Below are 20,998 nucleotides of genomic sequence, written 5' to 3'. Positions count from 1 at the left end.
CTCCAGAATCAGGATGCGAGGGTCTCGAGAGCGTTATATACTCTCAGTAAGTTACGCTTAGTAAGTTACTTTTGGTAGGTAGTCGATGTCAAGCGAGGAAAAGAGCGCGCCGCGCAAACGCCTGTCCCGCGAGGAGCGTCGCCGGCAGCTGCTGGATGTGGCCTGGCAGCTGGTGCGCGAAGAAGGCACCGATGCCCTGAGCCTGGGGCGTCTGGCCGAGCAGGCCGGGGTGACCAAGCCGGTGGTGTATGACCATTTCGAAACCCGCAACGGATTGCTGTTGGCGCTGTACCAGGAGTACGACGCACGCCAGACGGCGATGCTCGACACGGCCCTGGCCGGTTGTCCGGCGGACCTGCCGGGGCGGGCCTGGGTAATCGCCGAGGCCTATGTGGATTGCGTGGCGACCCAAGGGCGCGAGATCCCCGGTGTCAGTGCGGCATTGGCCGGCTCGCCGGAGCTCGAGGCGCTCAAGCGCGGCTATGAAGGGCCCTTCATGGACAAATGCCGGGAAGCCTTGGCGCCCTTCGCGGCGGGCGGCGATATCGGCGTGGCCGGCCTGTGGGTGCTGGTGGGGGCGGCGGATGCGCTGTCCCTGGCGGCGGCGGCCGGCGAGTTGGCCGCCGAGGCCGCCAAGCGCGAGTTGCAGGCGACCATCGTGGCGATGGTCCTGCGTCAGTAGCTGGCAGTGCGAGGCGGACCAGCGATCAAGCCGGCAGGCTCTGGTACGTCTGCTCCTCGCCGGGGCTGCGGGCGAACTGGCGCTTGTACTCGCGGCTGAACTGCGAGGTGCTCTGGTAGCCTACCCGATGCGCCACCTGGGCCACGCCCAGGCCTTCGCCGATCAGCATCTGTTGCGCCTTGAGCAGGCGCAGGCGCTTGAGGTACTGCATCGGCGCCAGGTCGGTGCAGCGCTTGAAGTGCTCATGGAAGGTCGACACGCTCATGTTCGCCCGGCCGGCCAGTTCATCCACCCCCAGCGGCTCGGCGTAGTGCTCGCGCAGGTAGGCCAGGGCCGAGGCGATCCGGGCAAAATGCCCCTGTTGTTCGACAAGTGCCCGCAGCACCCCGGCCTGAGGGCCGCGCAGCGCGGTGTAGAGCACCTCGCGCACCCGCGCCGGCCCCAGCACCCTGGCGTCCAGCGGGTTCTGCAGGCACCGCAGCAGGCGCTCGACACTCTCGCGCATGGCCGTGTCCAGCGCCGCCGAGGTCATCGACTGCGGGGTCTGTACCTGAACCGCGGCATCCGGCCCCAGGTTCATGCTTTGCACCAGCTCGCCGAGCATGGCGCGATCGATGTCCACCGCCACACCCAGCAGCGGCGCCTCGGGTGTGGCGAAGGTCTCGCAGAGGAACGGCACCGACAGCGCCTGCACCAGATAATGCCCGGCGCCGTACTCCAGGGTGCGGGGGCCCAGGCGCGCAAGCTTGCTGCCCTGGGCGACGATGATCAGGCTGGGTTCGTAGATCTGCGGGCTGCTGGCCACGTAGTGGTCCCAGGTCAGGACCTGGACCTGGGGCAGGGCAGTGGGCACGAACCCCGGGCGCGTGGCGAGGGTGCGGATCAGTGAGCAGAGCGTGGCATTGGCATCCACGTGGCAAGTCAGGTGCATGGCGAAACCGGGCAGAGAATCGGACACTGTCATCTTCGCAGATTCGATGGCTTGCGCCAGAGGGTAGCAGGCAGGTCCGGAGAATCAGGCATGCATGCCGGAGAATCGGCCGTGGCCGGGGCGGGACAGGCTGCGCACAATGCGCCGCCTGAACCGTTTCACCTGAGAGAGGTCCGCATGTACACCGCCATCGGCTACGCCGCCCAGTCCCCCACCAGCGCCCTGGCGCCCATGACCTTCCAGCGTCGCAGCCCACGGGCCGACGATGTCGCCATCGAGATCCTCTACTGTGGCGTGTGTCACTCCGATATCCATCAGGCCCGCAACGAGTGGGGCATCGCCGTCTACCCGCTGATGCCGGGCCACGAGATCGTCGGTCGGGTCACCGCGGTTGGTGCGCAGGTCAGCCGCTACCAGGTGGGCGATCTGGTCGGGGTCGGCTGCATGGTCGATGCCTGCCGTCACTGCGAAGCCTGCCGCCAGGGCGTGGAGCAATACTGCCTGGAAGGCCCGACCATGACCTACGCCACCCCCGACCGGGTCGATGGCAGCAATACCATGGGTGGCTACTCCAGCAGCATCGTGGTCAGCGAGCATTTCGTCCTGCGCATTCCCCAAGGCCTCGACCTGGCCAGCGCGGCGCCGATCCTCTGCGCCGGCATCACCACCTACTCGCCGCTCAAGCACCATGGTGTTGGCCCGGGGCACAAGGTCGGCGTGCTGGGCATGGGCGGGCTGGGCCACATGGGCATCAAGCTCGCCAAGGCGCTGGGGGCGCATGTCACGCTGTTCACTCGTTCCGCGGCCAAGGCCGAGGAGGCGCGGCGCCAGGGGGCTGATGAAGTGATCGTGTCCACCGACGCCGAACAGATGCGCGCCGCGGCCGGCCGTTTCGACTTCCTGCTCGACACCATCCCGGTCCAGCACGACCTCAACCCCTACCTCGAAACCCTGAAGTTCGATGGCGTGCATATCCTGGTCGGCTTGATCGAGCCGGTCGACCCGCCGCTGCATGCGGCCAATCTGGTGATGAAGCGTCGGGTGCTGGCCGGCTCGCTGATCGGTGGTGTCGCAGAAACCCAGGAGGTGCTCGACTTCTGCGCCGAGCACGGGATCAGCTGCGATATCGAGATGCTCGACATCCGCAACATCAACCAGGCCTACGAGCGGATGATCGCGGGCGATGTGAAATACCGTTTCGTCATCGACATGGCCACGTTGAAGGCCTGAGTCGACGCGGCACGCTATCTGAGAGGCGCCGCATACGCCTGGCGCAGGTCGACGCCCCAACCATCGAGCACGGCCTTGACGTTGTCGGCCGTCATCACCTGGCGGTCGTTCTCCAGTGGCACGCCAGTGCCTGCGAGCATCGCCTCGCCCACCACTCGCCCGCTTGTGCCGGCTTCGAACGACAGTTCGGTGGCGATTTCGCTGTCCCGGTCGCGCATCCCCACGGCACTGCTTACTCCAGCCGCGACCAGGGTGATCGGCAGCCACTCGTAGTACCGCAGGCTTTGTGCGTCGGCGCTGATGCGGGTAATGGCCGGTCGGACCACCAGCGTGTTCGGGCCAGGGCTATCCACTACCTTCATCACCTTGCCTATTTCCTTGCGCAGTACCGCGTCGTAGTAGTGGCTGATCGAGGCGAGGGCAGCCTGGGGAATACGCGGGCTCGGTTCGGGAGTCGGGTAGAAGCGGCTGGGCGCCAGGTAGACCTCGATATAGCGCCCCCGTGGCCACTTCGGGTCGGCCCAGCTCAGTACGGTACCGCCAGACGGCGCCTGGTGCGGGGTGAGCAGGCCGTAATCCTTGAGAAACCCGGCCGGTGCCGGCTTGTTGCTGCTGCATGCCGAGAGGCTCAGGGTGCTGGTCAGCATGACCGTCAGCAGATGCCGCCGGCTCATGGGCGGCGCTCCTCTTGCGCGGCGGCCTGCCAGGCTTGAGTCGGGGGCGCGTCCTGCGAGGCCTGGATCTGCAACTTGCCATGCGCCATCAACCAGTGGACCAGTTCACGGATGGGCACGGTATGGCTGTATTCGACCCATTCGCCACAGCCTGGATCGTAGTGCTCGAAGTAGCGCCGCAGGGTGATGTAGCCCAGGTCGTCCGCCAGGCCCAGGCTCTCCTGCTGCACGATCAGGGAGCCCGTCTGGCCGCGGCTGGTGTGGCGCTGGCTGAGGATCAGGGGGGCGCAACCTTCTTGAACATCAGTGTTGTTGCGGCTGTCGGCTATCTTCATGGGGAGCCCTCGACGAATGGAAGGCCCGCAGGGTGCAGGGTAATGTTTGCCAGGTGATGTCCGAATCGTGTCACTCGTGACGAAATGTTGCCCGATTGAAATAAATGACCCGGGCGGCGCAATGGTTTTAGATACGCCTTTTTTCCGGACCTGTACCACCGTGAGCAGACTGCTGATCGTCGATGACGATGTGGAAATCCTCGCCCTGCTGAAGCAGTTCTTCGTCCAGCAGGGTTACGAGGTGGACCTGGCCGCCGAAGGCCAGGCAATGTGGGCGGCCATCGAGCGCCAGCGCCCGGAGGCGATCATCCTTGACCTGATGCTGCCGGGCGAGGGCGGCCTGAGCCTGTGCCAGAAGCTGCGTGCGCAGGTCGGGGTGCCGATCATCATGCTCACCGCCATGGCCGAGCTGAGCGACCGCATCATCGGCCTGGAGCTGGGCGCCGACGACTACCTGACCAAACCTTTCGACCCGCGCGAACTGCTGGCCCGCCTGCGCGCCGTGCAGCGCCGTGCCGGCGAGCAGGCTCCGCGCGGCGAGGCGGCCAGGCCGGTGATCGGCTTCGCTGGTTGGCACCTGGATGTCACTTGCCGCGAGCTGCGCTCGCCCAAGCAGGTGATGATCCCGCTGTCTGGCGCAGAGTTCGACCTGCTTGTGGTGTTCCTTGAACACCCGCAGCGCATCCTCACCCGTGAACAACTGATCGATCTGACCCGTGGCCATGGTCACGACGCCTACGACCGCAGCATCGATGTGCAGGTCAGCCGGCTGCGGCGCAAGATAGAGCCCGACAGCAAGCGCCCGGACCTCATCCGCACCGTGCGCAATGGCGGCTACCTGTTCAGCGCCAAGGTGACCCGCTCGTGATCCGTCGTCTGCTGGGCCGCGACACCCTGCGCAAGCGGATTGCCCTGACCATCTTCGTCGCGTTGCTGGCCTCGCTGGCGTTCAACGCCTTGTTCGTCCAGCTTGCCGGCAGCTGGGCGCGTCCGCCCATCGAGCGCACCGGCCTGCTCGATCAGATCGCCGTGACCGCCCACATGATCGAGACCGCGCCGCCAGCGTTGCGGGGGCAACTGGCCGAGGCGGCGAGCACGCCGACGTTGCGGGTAAGGTGGAGCACACGACGCGCAGACTTCGGCTTGCCGGGCCCGGGCGTGCCGCTCAATTCCGGGCAGGTGCCGGCGATGGCGCAACTGCTGGGCCCTTCACGCCCGATCGAGGTATACAACCCGGGCGACTGGCCTGATGGCAGCGCCGATGCGCACTATGTGGCGCTGGTCGGGCTGGATGATGACAGTTGGCTGCTGTTCGTGCCCCCGGAGCGCAGTTGGGGCATGAGCGCTCCGGCGCGGTTGGCGGTGGTCATCGGGCTGGGGCTGGTGGCGACCCTGCTGGTGGCCTGGCTTGCCACCCGTCAGCTGGCCGCGCCGCTGCAACGCTTCGCGAATGCGGCGCGGCGCTTCGGCGGCGATCTGCAGGCGCCGCCCATCGCCATCGAAGGCCCCGAGGAAATCCGCCAGGCGATCATCGCCTTCAACACCATGCAGGCGCAGATCCAGCACTTCATTCGCGAGCGTACCCATATGCTGGCGGCCATCTCCCACGACCTGCGCGCCCCGTTGACACGCATGCGCCTGCGCAGCGAGTTCATGGAAGACCTGGACCACAAGCACAAGTTGATCCGCGATGTGGAGGAGATGCAGAGCATGATCAACGAGGCCCTGGCGTTCTTTCGCGAAGGCACGCAGCTTGAGCAGCGCACGGCCTACGACCTGTCGGAGCTTTTGCAGACCCTGGTCGACGACTACCGCGACCAGCAGCTTGCCGTCGCCTTCAAGGGCCCGGCGCACCTGGTGCATGACGGCCGTCCACTGGCGACCAAACGGGTGATCGTCAACCTGTTGGAAAACGCCATGAAGTATGCCCGCGAGCCGCAGATCATCCTGAGTCACGCCGGGCACCTGATCGTCATCGAAGTAGGCGACCGCGGGCCGGGCATCCCCGAAGAGGCCTTGCAGCGGGTGTTCGACCCGTTCTACCGGCTGGAAGGCTCGCGCAACCGCGACACCGGCGGCGTGGGCCTGGGGCTTTCGGCGGCCCGTGCCAGCGTGCGCGAGCAAGGCGGTGAGCTGACCCTGCGCAACCGCAGCGGCGGCGGGCTGGTGGCCCGGGTCGAACTGCCCGATGGGCGCTGAGCGGGTCAGTACACCCAGACTTCGACGCGACGATTGCGCAGGCGCCCCTGTTGCAGATCGTTACCGGCTACCGGCAGTTCGTCGCCCATCCCCGTCACGTCCCTGGCCTGGACCCCGGTCCGGGCCAATTCGCGACGTACCGCCATGGCCCTCAGCCGCGACAGCAGGGCGGCGCGTCCTGGTGTCTCCTTGGGGTCGCCGAAACCCACCAGCACCACCTTGCCCTGCAGCTTGCCAGCCTGGCGCAGGTAGTCGCTGACCCGTTGCACATCGCGCAGGGCCTTGTTGTCGAGGCTGGCGCTGCCTTCCTGGAAGCGGAAGTTGACGCTCAGGCGTTGCGCTTCGCTGGCCAGTGCCCGGTAGCGCGGCGGCATGTCGGCCTGGGCCGGTACCGGCTGTGACTTGATCTGCTGGGAGACGAACCCCTGGTCGGCGACGATCGCCTGTCCGGCGGGGCTTTGGGCGAACTCTGCCAGGGCCCTGGCCTGGGGCGTGGCGTGGGCGGGCAGGTAAAAGAACAGGCGCCGCGACAGCGGGTAGTCTTCGCTGGCCACCAAGGCGCGGCTGGGGAGCAGGGCAGGCGCGTCACCCTCGGCCACCGCCAGCACCTTGGCCTGGTGGACCGTGCCCAGGCCGCTGAAGCCGATGGCCTGGCGGTCGGCCATGACCTGGGCGGCCAGCGCATCGGCGGATTCGAAGCGACGCGCCTGGGTGGCCAGCGCCTGGTTGTGCGGGGCAAGCACCAGGGCCTTGAAGGTCTCGAAGGTGCCGGAGTGGTCGTCGCGGGCATACAGGTGGATCGCCCCGCCGGGCACGCCCAGCTGCTCCCAGCGCTGCAACCGCCCGGAAAACACCTGCGCCAATTGCCCGGTGGTCAGTTGCGCGAGGGGGTTGTCCGGGTGGGTGATCACCGCCACGCCATCCAGGGCGATGACCTGCTCCGAGCCCGCGCCGCGCAGGTTGCCCAGGGCCTGCAACTGTTGCACCTCGCTGTCACTGATCGGTCGCGAGGCTGCGGCCAGGTCCGCTTCGCCGCGGGCCAGTGCGGCGAAGCCCGTGCTGGTGCCGTGGGCGGCGATGTCGACACGCAGGGGCAGGCCGTTGCGATCGACAGCGTGAAGCGTGGTCTCGTTGGCGGAGGCACCAGGCTGGCGCTCGATGGCGCTCGCGCCTTGCGCTTGCAACAGGCCCCGCACCAAGGCTGGGCCAAGCGTGGCGCCGATGGTGTTGGAGCCCTGGATGCGCAGTTGCGCCGGCGCGGCGCAGGCCAGGCCGGCAAGCAGGCACAGCAATAGGGGGAGCAGGCGAGGCATGCCGAAGACCTGTGGCACAGAGTTGCACCGCAGATTACGACAGTTGTTTGACCGAAAAATGACAGATCTGGCTCCCGCAGCAGCCAAGCGCGCTGCTGCGGGATCTGTACCCGCGACCAGGCTCAGCGTGCTTCAGGCACGATGATGCTCGCCGGCGCCTCGGCCGCCCGACGGCGCGCCACGCAGTAGTACAGCACGCTGGGCACCACCAGGCCGATCAGCCACGACACGTCCACGCCGCCCAGGTGCGCGACCATGGGTCCGGTGTACAGCTTGGTGTCGATGAACGGCATCTGCACCAGCACGCCGAAGGTGTACACGCCGATGCCTGGCCAGTTCCAGCGCCCGTAGCGGCCATCCGGGTCGGCCAGTGCCGGAATGTCATAGCGCTCCTTGGTGATGAAGTAGTAGTCCACCAGGTTCACCGCGCTCCAGGGCACGAAGAAGGTCAGCAGGAACAGGATGAACGACTTGAACGCGCTGAGGAACGAATGTTGCCCGAGCAGTGCCACCAGGGTCGCCGCGCCGACGATGCCGAGCACGAACACCAGGCGCTGCACGCGGCTGATCTGCAGGTGGCCACGGAACCCGCTGATGATCGTGGCGATGCACATGAAGCTGCCGTAGCTGTTGAGGGTCGAGATGGTCACCTTGCCGAAGGCGATGCTGAAGTACAGCAGCGCCGCCGTGGTGCCGGCACCACCCAGGCCGACGATATAGGCCACCTCGCGGCCGGAGAACTGGCCACCGGCGATGGCCGCGGCGAACACGCCGAGGATCATCGAGGCCTGGGCGCCGAGCACCGAGCCCAGGCCGGCGGCGAGGAAGGTCTTGAGCGGCGAAGTGTGGCTGGGCAGGTAGCGCGAATAGTCGGCCACGTAAGGGCCGAAGGCGATCTGCCAGGAGGCGGCCAGCGACACCGCGAGCAGGAAGCTGGCCCAGCTGAAGTGGCGGTTGTCGAGCAACTGGCCGATATCGGCCAGCATCAGGATGCGGCTGAACAGGTAGACGAAGGCGATGATCCCCAGCACGCTGGCCACCCGGCCGATCCAGTGGATCACCCGGTAGCCGGCCAGGGTTGCCAGCACGATCACCCCGGCGAAGATGAGGATGCCGGCGCTGTCGCTGATGCTCAGCAACTGGCCGATGGCCTGGCCGGACAGCACCGTGCCGGTGGCGGTAAAGCCCAGGTACATCAGGCACACCAGGGCCATGGGGATGGCCGCGCCGTACACGCCGAACTGCACGCGGCTGGAAATCATCTGTGGCAGCCCCAGGCGCGGACCCTGGGCGGCATGCAGGGCCATCACCGCGCCGCCGACCAGTTGCCCGAGCAAAAGGCCGATCAACGACCAGAACACGTCGCCGCCCAGCACCACGGCCAGGGCGCCGGTGACGATCGCGGTAATCTGCAGGTTGGCTCCCAGCCACAGGGTGAATTGGCTGTAGACGCGTCCATGGCGCTCAGACTCGGGGATGTAGTCGATCGAGCGGCGCTCGATCACGGGTTTGCTGGACATCGGGGAGGCTCCGCTTCGTTGTTTTTGTGAAAGGCGGCGGCTATCGGCGGGACGCAGGGCGGATGGCCGAAGCCCGATATGAGCATGTATATACAAGTCTGGTCAAGTGAAGCTTGCCAAGGTACGCCTAGGCTTTTGCCGGCCATCACAGCCGACTGTTACACAAGGCTGGTACGCAACTGTGCTGGTCCGCGGCGGCGTGATGCCCGTATGCTGTAACCAAATATGTCTACAACAAGCCTGAAGAAGGAATGCCTGCAATGCCACTCAAGGACCTGCTGATCGCCCTGGTGGTGATCATCGCCTGGGGCGTCAACTTCGTGGTCATCAAGGTGGGGCTCGACGGCCTGCCGCCGATGCTGCTCGGGGCGCTGCGTTTCCTGCTGGTGGCCTTCCCGGCGGTGTTCCTGATCAAGCGCCCGAACCTGCCGTGGCGCTGGCTGATCGCCTATGGCGCGACCATTTCCCTGGGCCAGTTCGCCTTCCTCTTCCAGGCCATGGCCAGTGGCATGCCGCCTGGGCTGGCCTCGCTGGTGCTGCAGTCCCAGGCGTTCTTCACCCTGGGCTTCGCCGCCATGTTTCTCGGCGAGCGGCTGCGCCTGGCCAGCGTGCTCGGCCTGCTGGTGGCTGCCAGCGGCCTGGCGGTGATCGGCAGCGAGGACAGCGGCCACGTGCCGCTGGTCGCGCTGCTGCTGACCCTGTGCGGCGGCGCCATGTGGGGCATGGGCAACATCATCACCCGGCGTTTCGGCCAGGTGGACCTGGTCGCCCTGGTGATCTGGGGCGGGCTGATTCCGCCGCTGCCGTTTCTGCTGCTGTCGTGGTGGCTGGAAGGCCCCGAGCGCATTGGCCATGCCCTGGCCAACATCGGCTGGAGTTCGGTGCTGGCCCTGGCGTACCTGGCGTTCGTCGCCACCATGGTCGGCTACAGCCTGTGGAGCAAACTGTTGTCGCGCCACCCGGCAGGCAAGGTGGCGCCGTTCTCGCTGCTGGTGCCGGTGGTGGGCCTGAGCTCCGCGGCGCTGCTGCTGGGCGAGCGCTTGAGCGAGGCACAAGGCTGGGGGGCGCTGCTGGTGATGCTGGGCCTGTTGATCAACGTGTTCGGGCCGCGCCTGGGAATGCGCCTGCGCACCGCCAGCCCCGGGCGCACCTGAGCGGCGCTCATACCAGCAAGGCCGACCAGGCCGACACCAGCAGCAACCCCGCCAGACCCTGGTTGAACAGGCGCAAGGCCCGCGACGAGCGCAACCAGCGTGCGCTGCCGATGCCCATCAAAGCCCAGGCGGTCATGCTGGGCAGGGCGACCAGCAGGAACACCAGGGCCAGCCAGCCCATCGGCAGTGCTGGGGTGGCGAACAGGCCGACCATCGCCACCGCCGTCACCCATACCTTGGGGTTGACCACCTGCAGGGTCGCCGCGCTCAATGGGCCAAGGCCGCCGTCGCTACCCGCCAGCAAGGGGGCGCCGGCACTGCGCAGCATCTTCCAGGCCAGCCAGCTCAGCCACAGGGCGCCGGCCCAGCTCATGGCCATCTGCGCCAGGGGGTAGCGCAGCAGCAACGCGCCCAGCCCCATTCCCACCAGCCACACCACCGCCGCCGCCGCGCAGCAGGCCGCCACGATCGGTGCCAGGCTGGCGCGTAGCCCGCGCCGGGCACCGTGGGCGAGGATCAACAGGTTGGTCGGCCCGGGGCTGATGCTGGCGGCCAGGGCAAACAGGATGAAAGGCAACAGCGAGTGCGACATGGTCAGGGCTCCGTGTGATCGAAGCACCATGGTCGCGTCCTGCGCGGCTTCAGTCTGGAAGGTTTGAGCAGCGCTTGCGGTAGTCCGCCGGGGTCAGCCGGTAGGCGCGGCGGAACCAGCGGCCCAGGTGGCTCTGGTCGGCAAAGCCCAGGGCAGTGGCGACGCTGGCTGGCGTTTCGCCCAAGGCTAGCAGCCGCCGCGCGCGGGCCAGGCGCAGCTGGATCAGGTAGGCATGCGGCGCCAGGCCGAAGGCTGCCTTGAACGCGCGGGTCAGGCGGAAGCGGTCGATGCCGCAGACCTTTGCCAGCTCGACCAGTCCGATGTCCTGGTCGAGGTGCGCGTGCAGATAATCGCGGGCGACGTGGGCGCACAGCGGCAGGCGTGGATCGGGGTCCAGGCGTTTGCGCCAGTGCAGGTGGCCGGTGAGGCCGCTCAGCAGATCGTCCAGGGCGGTCTGGCGGACAATGCGCAGGTCGTTGTAGTGCACCGTCTCGAAGGCCCGGGCGGTGGCGCCGGCAAGGCGCGGATCCTGGTGCAGCAGGGTGCCGAAGCTGGGCAGGGCGCCTGAGGGCGCGTGCTCGAACAGGGCGCGCAGCTCGGTTTCCAGCCAGTTGGCGTCCAGGTACAGGGTCGAATAGGTGAAGCCTTCCACGGTCGGTGCATGGCCGTCGTGCAGGTCGCCAGGCTCAAGCACGAACACCTGGCCGGGCGTGCTGCAATGGCGCTCGCGGCGGCAGTTGAACTGCTGCACGCCCTGTTCGGTCACCCCGACCAGGAAGCTGTCGTGCCAGTGCGGGTCGTAGGCGTGGCCGGTGAAATGGGCGCGGACCGACTCGATGCCGGTGTCGGCGTCCTGTCTGAGGTCGATCCAGTTGCTCATGGGGCGGGCCGTGTGGGTGGTCGATGGATGACCTTAACGCACAAACGACCCGGGTGTTTAGAACGATTGTGCAGCCTTCAGCGCTGCGCCAGTGCCAGGTTGAGGCCTAGCCCGGCGAATGAGGCGGCGAAGCCGCGGCGCAACCAGGCTTGCACTCTCGGCGAGTCGATCACGGCGCGGCGGAACAGGTGGGCGAGCAGGCCATAGATCACGAAGACGATGAAGGTCATGGCCATGAACACCGCGCTGAGGCTGAGCATCTGCACGGTCGCGGAGCCGGCCTGCGGGGTGATGAACTGTGGCAGGAAGGCGAGGAAGAACAGCGTCAGCTTGGGGTTGAGGATATTCAGCAGGCAGGCTTTGATCACCAGTTGGCTGGCGGCGGCGGGGGTGGCGTGCGCGTCCACGGCGAAGGCCGCACGGTCGCGCCAGGTGGCATAGGCCAGGTACAGCAGGTAGGCGACGCCGGCGAACTTGAGGCCCTGGAAGGCCAGGGCACTGGTGTGCAGCAAGGCGGAGAGGCCCAGTACCGACGCCAGCAGGTGCGGGACGATGCCCAGGGTGCAACCGGTGGCGGTCCACAGGCAGGCCCGTCGCCCGGCCACCAGGGCGCTCGACACGGTGAGGATGACCCCGCTGCCGGGGATCAGCACGATGATCAGCGCGGTGACGAGAAATTCCAGGCTCGGCATGAATGACAGCTCCTTGCGGTCGGGGGTGGATGCACTATACGCCCGGCGACAACGGCTGCAACATGTCGTCCGGGCGCAGCGCGGCGAAACGCTCGCGCAGCCAAAGGTGCAACTGGGCCACGGCGGGGGTGAGCTGCTTGCGGTGCGGGCACACCAGGGTCACCGGGGTCAGCTCGCCGGGGTACTCGGGCAGCAGCAGCTCCAGCTCGCCGGCGGCGACATCGGCGCTGACATCCAGCCACGACTTGTAGACGATACCTTCACCTTCCAGCGCCCAGCGCCGCACCACGTCGGCATCGTCACTGAACAGCGGCCCGCGCACCTGCACGGTGCGGTTGCCCAGGCGCCATTTGTCGTACACCCGGCTTTGCTGCAGGTACAGCAGGCAGTCGTGTTGCTGCAGGTCCTCGGGGGTCAGCGGGCGGCCATGGCGCGTCAGGTAGTCCGGAGAGGCCGCCAGCACCCGGCGGTTCCACGGCGCCAGGGGCAGGGCGATGTAGTTGGCGTCCTCGTTCTGGCCGTAGCGGATGGCGACATCCACCGGGTCGCGGTACAGGTCGGCCAACTGGTCGGAGAGGAAGAAGCGCAGGCCCAACCCCGGATGCTCGCGGCGAAATGCACTGAGCCAGGGCCGCAGCAGGTTGCGGCCCATGTCCGAGGGCGCCGCCACCTGCAACACGCCGCGCAGGCAGCTGTGGCTGCCATGCAGGTCCTCGCGGCCCTGGCGCAGGGCATCGATCACGCGCTGGGCGGTGGGCAGGTACAGCTCGCCTTCGGCGGTCAGGCGCAGGCTGCGGGTGGTGCGGGCGAATAGGCGCACATCGAGCTCGCGCTCCAGGCGCTTGATCGCCGCGGCCACCTGGCCGGGCAGCAGGTCGGCCTCGTGGGCTGCGGCGGTGAAGCTGCCCAGGGCGCTGGCACGGGCGAACAGTTCGAGATCATTGATGCGCAGCATTTTCACTCCAGGGATGAAAGTGTTGCTGCATTGTGCTGGTTTTTCTTTGCGGTCGGGAAGATAAGATGCCATTCATTCACGAACCCTTGAGGAATTGCCGTAGATGGACACCGTTGCCCTCGCCAAACGCCGTTACACCACCAAGGCCTACGACGCCAACCGCAAAATCCCCCAGGCCACCATCGACGCGCTGCTCGAGCAGTTGCGCCACAGCCCGTCCTCGGTCAATTCGCAGCCCTGGCACTTCGTCGTGGCCGACAGCGCCGAAGGCAAGGCGCGCCTGGCCAAGGCCACCGATGCGCGATTCGTCTACAACAGCCCGAAAATCCGTGACGCCTCGCATGTGATCGTGTTCGCCGCCCGCACCAACATGACCGAAGCCCACCTGCAGGCCGTGCTGGGGCAGGAAGCCGCCGATGGCCGCTTCCGCAACGAACAGGCCCGCGAAGTCCAGGACCAGACCCGCCGCGGTTATGTCGACCTGCACCGCCATGACTTCAAGGACCTGCAGCACTGGATGGAGAAGCAGGTCTACCTGGCCCTGGGCACCGCGCTACTGGGCGCTGCCGCCCACGGCCTGGACGCCACGCCGATCGAAGGCTTCGACGCCAAAGCTTTGGATGCCGAACTTGGCCTGCGCGAGCAGGGCTACACCAGCGTGGTGCTGCTCAGCCTGGGCTATCGCAGCGAGGAGGATTTCAATGCCGGGCTGAGCAAGTCGCGCTTGGCGGCGGGGCAGGTATTTACCTTCCTGTGAGTATCGGCAGTGGCGCTTGACTTGGGTCAGCCCTGGATCAGCGGCCCCAGGCGCTCGGCCAGGGCCTGGACCATCGCGCTGACCTTGGGCAGGTGCCCGCGGTTGCGGCGCCAGGCCAGGTTGATCGGCAATCCTTCCATGGCGTACGCCGGCAATACTTGCTGCAACGTCCCAGCATCCAGCTGACGCTGGACCAGCCAGGTTGGCAACTGGGCGATGCCGTGCCCGGCGCTGACAGCCAGCGCCTGGCCTTCGGCATCGCCGATGGCCAGGCGCCCGGGCATGCCGCGCAGCTGCGTCAGGCCCGGGCGGGCGCCGGCAAAGTGCAGGGCCGGCGTGCTGCCGTCTGCGCAGGCATAGAGCACGCAGCCCTGGGCCTGCAGTTGCTGCAGGTCGCGGGGTGTGCCGTGGCGGGCCAGGTAGGCGGGGGCGGCGCAAAACACCAGGCGCTGGCTGCCCAGGTAACGGTGCTCGATGCCTGGCTGCCAGGTCTGCGGTCCGCCGATGCGCACGACGATGTCGATGGCGTCCTCGATCAGGTCGACGAACCGATCGGAGAGGGTGATGTGCGGTTGCAGCCGTGGATGCCGCGCGGCGAAGTCCAGTACGGCGGGGAGGCCGTGCAGACGGCCGAAGGTGGCTGGCAGGTCGATGCGCAGCTTGCCGCAGGGCGTCTGGTGTTCATCGTTGAGGGCCAGCTCGGCTTCCTCGATGTCCGCCAGCACGCGCGTGCAGGCGCGGTAGTAGTCGGCGCCGCTGTCGGTCAGGGCCAGGCGCCGGGTGGTGCGTTCGAACAGGCGCACCTGCAGGCGTTTCTCCAGGCGCGCGACGCCCTTGCTCACGGCGGAACTGGTGAGGCTCATGCGTTCGGCGGCGGCGATGAAGCTGCCAGCGTTGGCCACGCTGACGAAGAAGTCGATGTCCTTGAGGCGTTCCGAGGCAGACATGGCGAGGCCTTTTATTAATGAATCTGATTCACTTGATAAAGGAATAACTACCAGTAATCGGAACATACTTCCAGATTAAGCTGGCCTGCCATTCACCAAGGATCGCAGCCGATGCCCACTTCCAGCCTGACCCACGCCACCCTCACGCGCCCAGGGCCGCGTACGGGGTTGTCCATCGGCCTGTTCGCCATCGGCGGCTTTGCGGTATTGACCACCGAATTTCTGATCCTCGGCCTCCTGCCGGCGCTGGCCCGTGACCTTGGCCTGTCGGTGGCGGGCGCGGGCCAGTTGGTCACGCTGTTCGCCGTGACCGTGATGCTGTTCGGGCCGCCGCTTACCGCCTGGCTGTCGGCAATGCCGCGCAAGGGACTGTTCATCGCCATCCTGCTGGTGTTCGCTGCGTCCAACGCGCTGTCGGCGCTGGCGCCAAACATCTGGGTGCTGGCATTGGCACGCTTCATCGCCGCGTTGGCCTTGCCGGTGTATTGGGGCACCGCCAGCGAAAGCGCCGGGCAATTGGCCGGGGCGGGGCGGGAGGGCTGGGCGGTGTCACGGGTGTACCTGGGCATCACTGCGGCATTTGTCTTCGGCATTCCATTGGGCACGCTGGCCGCCGGGCTGGTCGGCTGGCGTGGCAGTTTCGCGTTGCTCGCCGGACTGTGCCTGCTGGTGGCGCTGTTGATGTGGGCGTGGCTGCCGAGCGTGCCGGCGGCACCCGCCCGTGCGCCGGGGGAGCGGCAGACGGTGATCCTCAAGGACCGCCGCTTCATCGCCCATGTGCTGCTCTCGGCGCTGGTGTTCACCGCCATGTTCACTGCCTACACCTACCTGGCCGAGACCCTCGAACAGCTGGCCGCCGTGCCGGCCGGCGAAGTGGGCTGGTGGCTGATGGGCTTCGGCGTGGTCGGCATGCTCGGCAACGGCCTGGCCGGGCGCATCGTCGATCGCAGCCCGTTGCGGGCGACCCTGCTGCTGTTGGCGATGCTGGCGTTGGGCATGGGCGCGGTCACCCCGTTGCTCGGCACTGCATGGCTGCTGGGAGGCGCGCTGGTGCTATGGGGCATCGCCTACACGGCGCTGTTCCCGGTCTGTCAGGTGCGGGTGATGCAGGCCGGCGCCAAGGCCCAGGCCCTGGCCGGGACCTTGAACGTGTCGGCGGCCAATGCCGGTATCGCCGCCGGTGCGGCGTTGGGCGGCGCGGTGATCCAGGTCCTGGGCCTGAGCGCCCTGGGCTACGTGGCGTGTGGGTTCGCTGCACTGGCGATGATCGCCACCCTGGCCATGCTGGCGAGCGAGTGAGGCCTACACCGCCCGGGTGTTGAGCAGACGCACGCCCAGGCCGATGAACAGCGCGCCGCTGGCGCGCTTGAACCAGGCCGCCAGGGGCGAAGCCTTCAGGCGCAGGCCGAAGCGCCAGGCCGTGAAGCAGTAGAAGGAGTGCACCAGGCAGACGATCAGCGAGCCGCTCAGGTACATGGCCGCGAACTGGCCGAAGATTGGCCGCCCAGGCTCGAGGAACTGCGGCAGGAAGGCGCAGAAAAATACCAGAGTCTTGGGGTTGCTCGCCGAGACCAGGAAGGCTTCCACGGCGATCCGCCATTGCGTCTGGGGCGGCGTCGCGACCACCTGCGCCGTCGACGCGGTGGGGGCGCCTTTACCCAGCAACTGGCGCAGGCCGAGGTAGATCAGGTAAGCGGCGCCGGCCAGCTTCAGCACCAGGAACGCCGTGGGCAACGAGATCAGCAGGGCACCCACGCCCATGGCCACGGCGGTGATCGTCAGCAGTTGCGCGGTGAGGTTGCCGAACAGGGTCATGCTCATGCCGGAAGGGCCATAGCGCAAGGCATTGCGCACGGTGAGCAGGACATTCGGGCCGGGCAGCAGCGAGGTGAGCAGGTAGGCGAAGGAGAACGTCAACCAGAGGTGCAGGGCCATGGAGCGCGTCCTTTGCGCTGGTAAAGACACACAATGCCAGTAATCGGCGCGGACCGCCATTGGGCTTGCGAACACATGAACTGTCGATCTGCAGGGGACAACGTGGGAGCGGGTTGCTCCGCGAACACCCGCGTAGCGGGTGCCAGGCATTGCGCAACCTTCATCGCGGGGCAAGCCCGCTCCCACGCCTCACTCCACGCCCTGGAGCAGGTGTCAGCGCGCCAGGCGCCCGCTGACGAAGTGGGCGACATCGTTGAAACCGGGCGTCGAGGCATGGCCGGGCGTCACCAGCGAATCGATGAAGGCCTCGTCCTCCGCCGTGACCTTGACCTCCAGCGCACCGGCATAGGTGTCCCACTGCGCCTCGGTGCGCGGCCCGACGATGGCCGAGCTGACCAGGCGGTTGTTCAGCACCCAGGCGATGGCGAATTCGACGATGCCCACGCCCTTGGCCTCGGTATAGGCATGGATCTTCTGGGCGATAGCCAGCGATTCCTGGCGCCATTCCACTTCCATGATGCGCTTGTCCTGGCGGCCGGCACGGCTGCCTTCGTCGGGAGTGGAGCCTGGCGCGTACTTGCCGCTGAGCACGCCACGGGCCAGCGGGCTGAACGGCACCACACCCAGGCCATGGTAGGCGGCGGCGGTGAGTTGTTCGGGCTCGGCCTGGCGGTTGACGATGTTGTACAGCGGCTGGCTGACCACCGGCTTGGCCACGCCGAGCCTTTGCGCCACGTTGCAGATCTCGGCGATGCGCCAGCCGCGGAAGTTGGACACGCCCCAGTAGCGGATCTTGCCTTGCGCCAGCAGGTCGCCGATGGCGCGCACGGTTTCTTCCAGCGGTACCGAATGGTCCTCGCGGTGCAGGTAGTAGATGTCCAGGTAGTCGGTGCCCATGCGCGTGAGGGTGGCCTCGATGGCATTGAACAGGTGTTTGCGCGACAGGCCGCTGCGGTTCGGCAGGCCATCGACCGGGCCATAGCCGGCCTTGGAGGCGATGATCCACTCGTGACGGTTGCGCGCCACCGCCTCGCCGACGATTTCCTCGGAGCGGCCGCCATTGTAGACATCGGCGGTGTCGACGAAGTTGATGCCCTGGTCCCAGGCCTTGTCGATGATGCGCAGCGAGTCTTCGGTGCTGGTCTGTTCGCCGAACATCATGCTGCCGAGGGTGAGGGCCGAGACTTGCAGGCCAGAATGGCCGAGAGGGCGGTAGATCATTACAGATAATCCTTTTCTGATGCCACGAGAGGGGTTTCCCTCTTTTACACAGTTCCTCCCTGCATTGAAAGCGCAGGCCAGGCACCGTTTCAAGGCGCTGGCGCGAGGCTCATCCTTCCGCCCAGGCATCGATCAACTCACGCGCCTCGCGGCTCGACAGCGGCCGCTTCAGGCGCTGCGACAGCACCGCCATGGCCCGTGAATAGCCCTTGGCAATCACTGCCTCGACCTGGTCGTCCAGGCATTGCAGGGCAACGAAGTCGCCTTGCTCCGGCGTGCCGACGTACTCGATCCGGTTCCAACCCGCGGCATGCCCGAGCACCTCGTAGGTGCGCCCGTGCTGGTAGGTCCAGAAAAACGGCACGTCGTCGTAGCGGCGCCGTTCGCCGAGCATGTTGGCGGCGGCGATCACGCCATGCTGCTGGGCCAGGCGCCAGTGCTCGATGCGCACCGGGCGGCCAGCCAGGGGGAAAGTGGCGATATCGCCCGCCGCCCACAGGCCGTCGGCGGCCTGCAGGTGCGCGTCCACCGTGAGCGAATGGTCTTCGGCCAGGGGCAGGCCCTGGACGAAGCGGGTGGCCGGGGTGACGCCGGTACCCAGCAGCACCAGCGCGGTCTCCAGGCGCTCGCCATTGGCCAGCAGCACGGCCTCGACGCGCTCGCGGCCCTCGAAGCCGATCACCTCGGTCGGCCCGTGGAACTGCACACCCTTGCGCTCATGCAGCTCGCGCAGGGTCTGGCCGACGCGCTCGCCCAACTGCCGGGCCAGCGGGATGGCGTGACGCGTGACCACATGCACCTGCAGGCCGTACTTGCACAGGGCGCTGGCGGCCTCCAGGCCGATGAAACCGTCGCCGATGATCACCACCGGCTGGCCCGGCTCGGCCAGGTCGAGCAGCTGCGCGGCATCGGTGCGCGAGCGCAGTACGCAGATGCCGGGCAGTTGCACGCCGGGGAGCTGGGGGCGGTAGGGCTTGCCGCCGGTGGCCAGCAGGGCGGCGTCGTACTTCAACTGCTGGCCGTCGGCCAGGCTGATCACGCGCTTGCCGGCATCCAGCGCGCGTACCTTGCCGTGCATGCGCCGCAGCTGGCCTCGGCGCAGGTCGACTGGGGCGAGCAATGAGGCTACTTCGTCCACCGGCATCTGCCCGGCGATGACGAACTTGCTCAGCGCGGTGCGATCGTAGGCGTTCGGCTGTTCCTGGTCGATCCACAGCAGGCGCCCGGCAAAGCCATGGTCGAGCAAGGTGGCGATGGCGGCCGCCCCGGCGGCGCCGGCACCCACCACGACGAAGGTGCGCGTGTCGCGGTGGCGCGGCGCTTCGGCCTCGGGCAGTGGCTGGTCGTCCACCCATAGCTGGCCGTTCCTGACCTGCACGGCATGACGGCGCAGACCGGCCAGCGCCGGGGGCTCGCACACCGCGCCCTCATCCACGGCGAAGGCGGCCTTGTGCCATGGGCAGATCAGCAACCCCCCACAGACCGCGCCTTGTTCCAGTGGCGCGCCCTCATGCGGGCAGTTGGCCTGGTAGGCACGCACCCGCTCGCCCTGGCGCACCAGGACGATGTCTTCGGTGCCGGCCTGGACGCGCAGGGGACGGTGTTCTTCGAGCAGGTCGAGGCTGGCCACGGCATGGAAGGTCATGGGGATCTCCTCAGCAGGTAGTGTTCATTTGACGCCTGCCATGGGCCCAGGCTGCGCTCAGCCGACGATCGGAAGGGTGATTACAACATTTCACAAAAACTTCAAATGAGACTAAATTGACTCAAAATCAATGTACAAGTACCATTCGCGCCAATTTTAGCTAACGGCTCGGGTGAGTTCATGAGCAATTTGCGTGCAATAGGGATGGTCAGCTGGCTGGCAGTGGCGGTAGCGCTGGCCGGTTGCGGAGTGGCTGAAGAACAGCAGGCCGTGACTGAAACGGCATTTCCGGTGGAGACCGTGACGCTGGCCAGCGAACAGTTGGCCCTTACCTCGACCTTGCCGGGCCGGGTCGAACCGATGCGGGTGGCCGAGGTGCGTGCCCGGGTGGCCGGCATTATCCTGCACAAACGTTTCGAGGAAGGCGCCGACGTCAAGGCCGGCGATGTGCTGTTCCAGATCGACCCGGCACCGTTCAAGGCTGCCCTGGCGCGTGTCGAGGCCGACCTTGCGCGGGCCCAGGCGGTGCAGCAGGAGGCCCAGGCACGGGTCAAGCGCTATGAGCCGCTGGTCAAGATCGAGGCGGTCAGCCAGCAGGACTTCGACACCGCCAGCGCCGAGCTGCGCAGCGCCCAGGCGGCCGTGCGCTCGGCCCAGGCCGACGTGCAGACCGCGCGCCTGAACCTGGGCTATGCCACGGTCACCGCGCCGATCTCCGGCCGCGTCGGCCGCGCCCTGGCCACCGAAGGCGCCCTGGTCGGGCAGGGCGACGCCACCTTGATGGCGCGCATCCAGCAGCTCGATCCGATCTACGTCGACTTCACCCAGTCCGCCGCCGAAGCCCTGCGTCTGCGTCAGGCCCTCAAGGAAGGCACGCTCGGTGGTGGCGACGACAAGGCGCTGACCGCCCAGGTGGAAGGCACCGACTACCAGCGCCAGGGCGCGCTGATGTTCACCGACGTGGCGGTCGACCGTGGCACCGGCCAGGTCACCTTGCGCGGTCGCTTCGACAATGCTGACGGCATCCTGCTGCCGGGCATGTACGTGCGCGTGCGCACCCCGCAGGGTATCGACCAGCAGGCCATCCTGGTGCCGCAGCGCGCGGTGCAGCGCGGCAGCGATGGCGAGGCGCGGGTGCTGGTGGTCGGCAACGGCAACCTGGCCGAGGCGCGCAGCGTGCGCACCGGCGGGATGCACGGCTCGCGCTGGCAGATCACCGAGGGCCTGCGCGCTGGTGACCAGGTCATCGTCGGCGGCCCGGCCGGCCTTGCGCCTGGCATGTCGGTGCAGCCGGCCCAGGCGCAACAGGCCGCGGCACACTAAGGCGAGGGTAGCG

The 20,998-nt window shown here is 67.4% G+C and carries 21 protein-coding genes; 8 read left to right on the top strand and 13 right to left on the bottom strand.

All coding sequences use genetic code 11. From position 1 onward, the window contains the following. Positions 1-85 precede the first annotated feature (85 nt). On the top strand, positions 86-682 hold the full coding sequence (locus tag ACZ9C1_RS08355; RefSeq protein WP_476253866.1) for a TetR/AcrR family transcriptional regulator: 597 nt from the start codon (positions 86-88) through the stop codon (positions 680-682). 25 nt (positions 683-707) lie between these two features. On the opposite strand, the gene ACZ9C1_RS08350 is transcribed toward ACZ9C1_RS08355, so the two are convergent. Further along, positions 708-1,613: an AraC family transcriptional regulator gene (locus tag ACZ9C1_RS08350; protein ID WP_476254567.1), complete on the bottom strand. Its 906-nt coding sequence runs from the start codon at positions 1,611-1,613 to the stop codon at positions 708-710. 177 nt (positions 1,614-1,790) lie between these two features. Between ACZ9C1_RS08350 and ACZ9C1_RS08345 the strand changes: the two genes are divergently transcribed. Beyond that, positions 1,791-2,843, top strand: a complete 1,053-nt coding sequence (locus ACZ9C1_RS08345; protein WP_476253865.1) for an NAD(P)-dependent alcohol dehydrogenase — start codon at positions 1,791-1,793, stop codon at positions 2,841-2,843. A gap of 14 nt (positions 2,844-2,857) precedes the next feature. Here ACZ9C1_RS08345 and ACZ9C1_RS08340 read toward each other — a convergent pair whose 3' ends face one another. Continuing rightward, entirely contained in the window at positions 2,858-3,517 is a 660-nt protein-coding gene (locus ACZ9C1_RS08340) for a DUF3313 domain-containing protein (RefSeq protein WP_476253864.1), read from the bottom strand. After that, a complete protein-coding gene (locus ACZ9C1_RS08335; protein ID WP_102682851.1) occupies positions 3,514-3,852 on the bottom strand; it encodes a hypothetical protein in 339 nt (112 codons plus the stop codon). Before ACZ9C1_RS08335 ends, ACZ9C1_RS08340 begins: the two co-directional genes overlap by 4 nt. A gap of 121 nt (positions 3,853-3,973) precedes the next feature. Here ACZ9C1_RS08335 and ACZ9C1_RS08330 point away from each other — a divergent pair, with 121 nt between their 5' ends. Continuing rightward, the gene (locus ACZ9C1_RS08330; RefSeq protein WP_102682850.1) at positions 3,974-4,720 is read left to right on the top strand and encodes a response regulator; all 747 of its coding nucleotides are present in this window, start codon (positions 3,974-3,976) and stop codon (positions 4,718-4,720) included. Further along, positions 4,717-6,051, top strand: coding sequence for an ATP-binding protein (locus ACZ9C1_RS08325; RefSeq protein WP_102682849.1), 1,335 nt, complete (start codon positions 4,717-4,719; stop codon positions 6,049-6,051). Before ACZ9C1_RS08330 ends, ACZ9C1_RS08325 begins: the two co-directional genes overlap by 4 nt. 5 nt (positions 6,052-6,056) lie before the next feature. On the opposite strand, the gene ACZ9C1_RS08320 is transcribed toward ACZ9C1_RS08325, so the two are convergent. Both ACZ9C1_RS08320 and ACZ9C1_RS08315 read right to left on the bottom strand, forming a co-directional pair. Further along, the gene (locus ACZ9C1_RS08320; protein ID WP_476253863.1) at positions 6,057-7,364 is read right to left on the bottom strand and encodes a substrate-binding domain-containing protein; all 1,308 of its coding nucleotides are present in this window, start codon (positions 7,362-7,364) and stop codon (positions 6,057-6,059) included. A 122-nt stretch (positions 7,365-7,486) separates the two neighbouring features. Continuing rightward, positions 7,487-8,884, bottom strand: a complete 1,398-nt coding sequence (locus tag ACZ9C1_RS08315) for a purine-cytosine permease family protein (protein ID WP_457377839.1) — start codon at positions 8,882-8,884, stop codon at positions 7,487-7,489. Positions 8,885-9,144: 260 nt separating this feature from the next. On the opposite strand from ACZ9C1_RS08315, the gene ACZ9C1_RS08310 reads away from it, so the two are divergent. After that, positions 9,145-10,038, top strand: a complete 894-nt coding sequence (locus ACZ9C1_RS08310; protein WP_139670325.1) for an EamA family transporter — start codon at positions 9,145-9,147, stop codon at positions 10,036-10,038. 7 nt (positions 10,039-10,045) lie between these two features. On the opposite strand, the gene ACZ9C1_RS08305 is transcribed toward ACZ9C1_RS08310, so the two are convergent. From ACZ9C1_RS08305 to ACZ9C1_RS08290, 4 genes are all read right to left on the bottom strand, one after another. Beyond that, positions 10,046-10,630, bottom strand: coding sequence for a LysE family translocator (locus ACZ9C1_RS08305; protein WP_102682845.1), 585 nt, complete (start codon positions 10,628-10,630; stop codon positions 10,046-10,048). Between the two features lie 49 nt (positions 10,631-10,679). Further along, positions 10,680-11,510: an AraC family transcriptional regulator gene (locus tag ACZ9C1_RS08300; protein WP_102682844.1), complete on the bottom strand. Its 831-nt coding sequence runs from the start codon at positions 11,508-11,510 to the stop codon at positions 10,680-10,682. 77 nt (positions 11,511-11,587) lie between these two features. Then, positions 11,588-12,202, bottom strand: coding sequence for a LysE family translocator (locus ACZ9C1_RS08295; RefSeq protein WP_102682843.1), 615 nt, complete (start codon positions 12,200-12,202; stop codon positions 11,588-11,590). A gap of 34 nt (positions 12,203-12,236) precedes the next feature. Next, positions 12,237-13,157, bottom strand: a complete 921-nt coding sequence (locus ACZ9C1_RS08290; protein ID WP_430944338.1) for a LysR family transcriptional regulator — start codon at positions 13,155-13,157, stop codon at positions 12,237-12,239. 103 nt (positions 13,158-13,260) lie between these two features. Between ACZ9C1_RS08290 and nfsB the strand changes: the two genes are divergently transcribed. Beyond that, positions 13,261-13,914, top strand: a complete 654-nt coding sequence (gene nfsB, locus ACZ9C1_RS08285; protein WP_476253862.1) for an oxygen-insensitive NAD(P)H nitroreductase — start codon at positions 13,261-13,263, stop codon at positions 13,912-13,914. Positions 13,915-13,940: 26 nt separating this feature from the next. Here the strand turns inward: nfsB and ACZ9C1_RS08280 are convergent, their stop codons facing one another. Beyond that, a complete protein-coding gene (locus ACZ9C1_RS08280) occupies positions 13,941-14,861 on the bottom strand; it encodes a LysR family transcriptional regulator (protein WP_476253861.1) in 921 nt (306 codons plus the stop codon). Positions 14,862-14,972: 111 nt separating this feature from the next. Here ACZ9C1_RS08280 and ACZ9C1_RS08275 point away from each other — a divergent pair, with 111 nt between their 5' ends. Then, positions 14,973-16,160 (top strand): MFS transporter, encoded by a 1,188-nt coding sequence (locus ACZ9C1_RS08275; RefSeq protein ID WP_476253860.1) that lies wholly within the window; start codon positions 14,973-14,975, stop codon positions 16,158-16,160. A gap of 3 nt (positions 16,161-16,163) precedes the next feature. Here the strand turns inward: ACZ9C1_RS08275 and ACZ9C1_RS08270 are convergent, their stop codons facing one another. The 3 genes from ACZ9C1_RS08270 to ACZ9C1_RS08260 form a co-directional block, all read right to left on the bottom strand. Then, positions 16,164-16,796, bottom strand: a complete 633-nt coding sequence (locus tag ACZ9C1_RS08270) for a LysE family translocator (protein WP_102682838.1) — start codon at positions 16,794-16,796, stop codon at positions 16,164-16,166. A gap of 213 nt (positions 16,797-17,009) precedes the next feature. Continuing rightward, positions 17,010-18,017 (bottom strand): aldo/keto reductase, encoded by a 1,008-nt coding sequence (locus tag ACZ9C1_RS08265; RefSeq protein ID WP_258600518.1) that lies wholly within the window; start codon positions 18,015-18,017, stop codon positions 17,010-17,012. Between the two features lie 109 nt (positions 18,018-18,126). Next, on the bottom strand, positions 18,127-19,662 hold the full coding sequence (locus tag ACZ9C1_RS08260) for an FAD-dependent oxidoreductase (RefSeq protein ID WP_476253859.1): 1,536 nt from the start codon (positions 19,660-19,662) through the stop codon (positions 18,127-18,129). Between the two features lie 180 nt (positions 19,663-19,842). Here ACZ9C1_RS08260 and ACZ9C1_RS08255 point away from each other — a divergent pair, with 180 nt between their 5' ends. Further along, positions 19,843-20,985, top strand: coding sequence for a MexC family multidrug efflux RND transporter periplasmic adaptor subunit (locus tag ACZ9C1_RS08255; protein ID WP_476253858.1), 1,143 nt, complete (start codon positions 19,843-19,845; stop codon positions 20,983-20,985). Positions 20,986-20,998 lie beyond the last annotated feature (13 nt).

The sequence above is a fragment of the Pseudomonas sp. TE21435 genome (genome assembly GCF_056279265.1).
The sequence above is the reverse complement of the archived record's forward strand: the minus strand, read 5'-3'. Positions and strand labels throughout refer to the sequence as shown.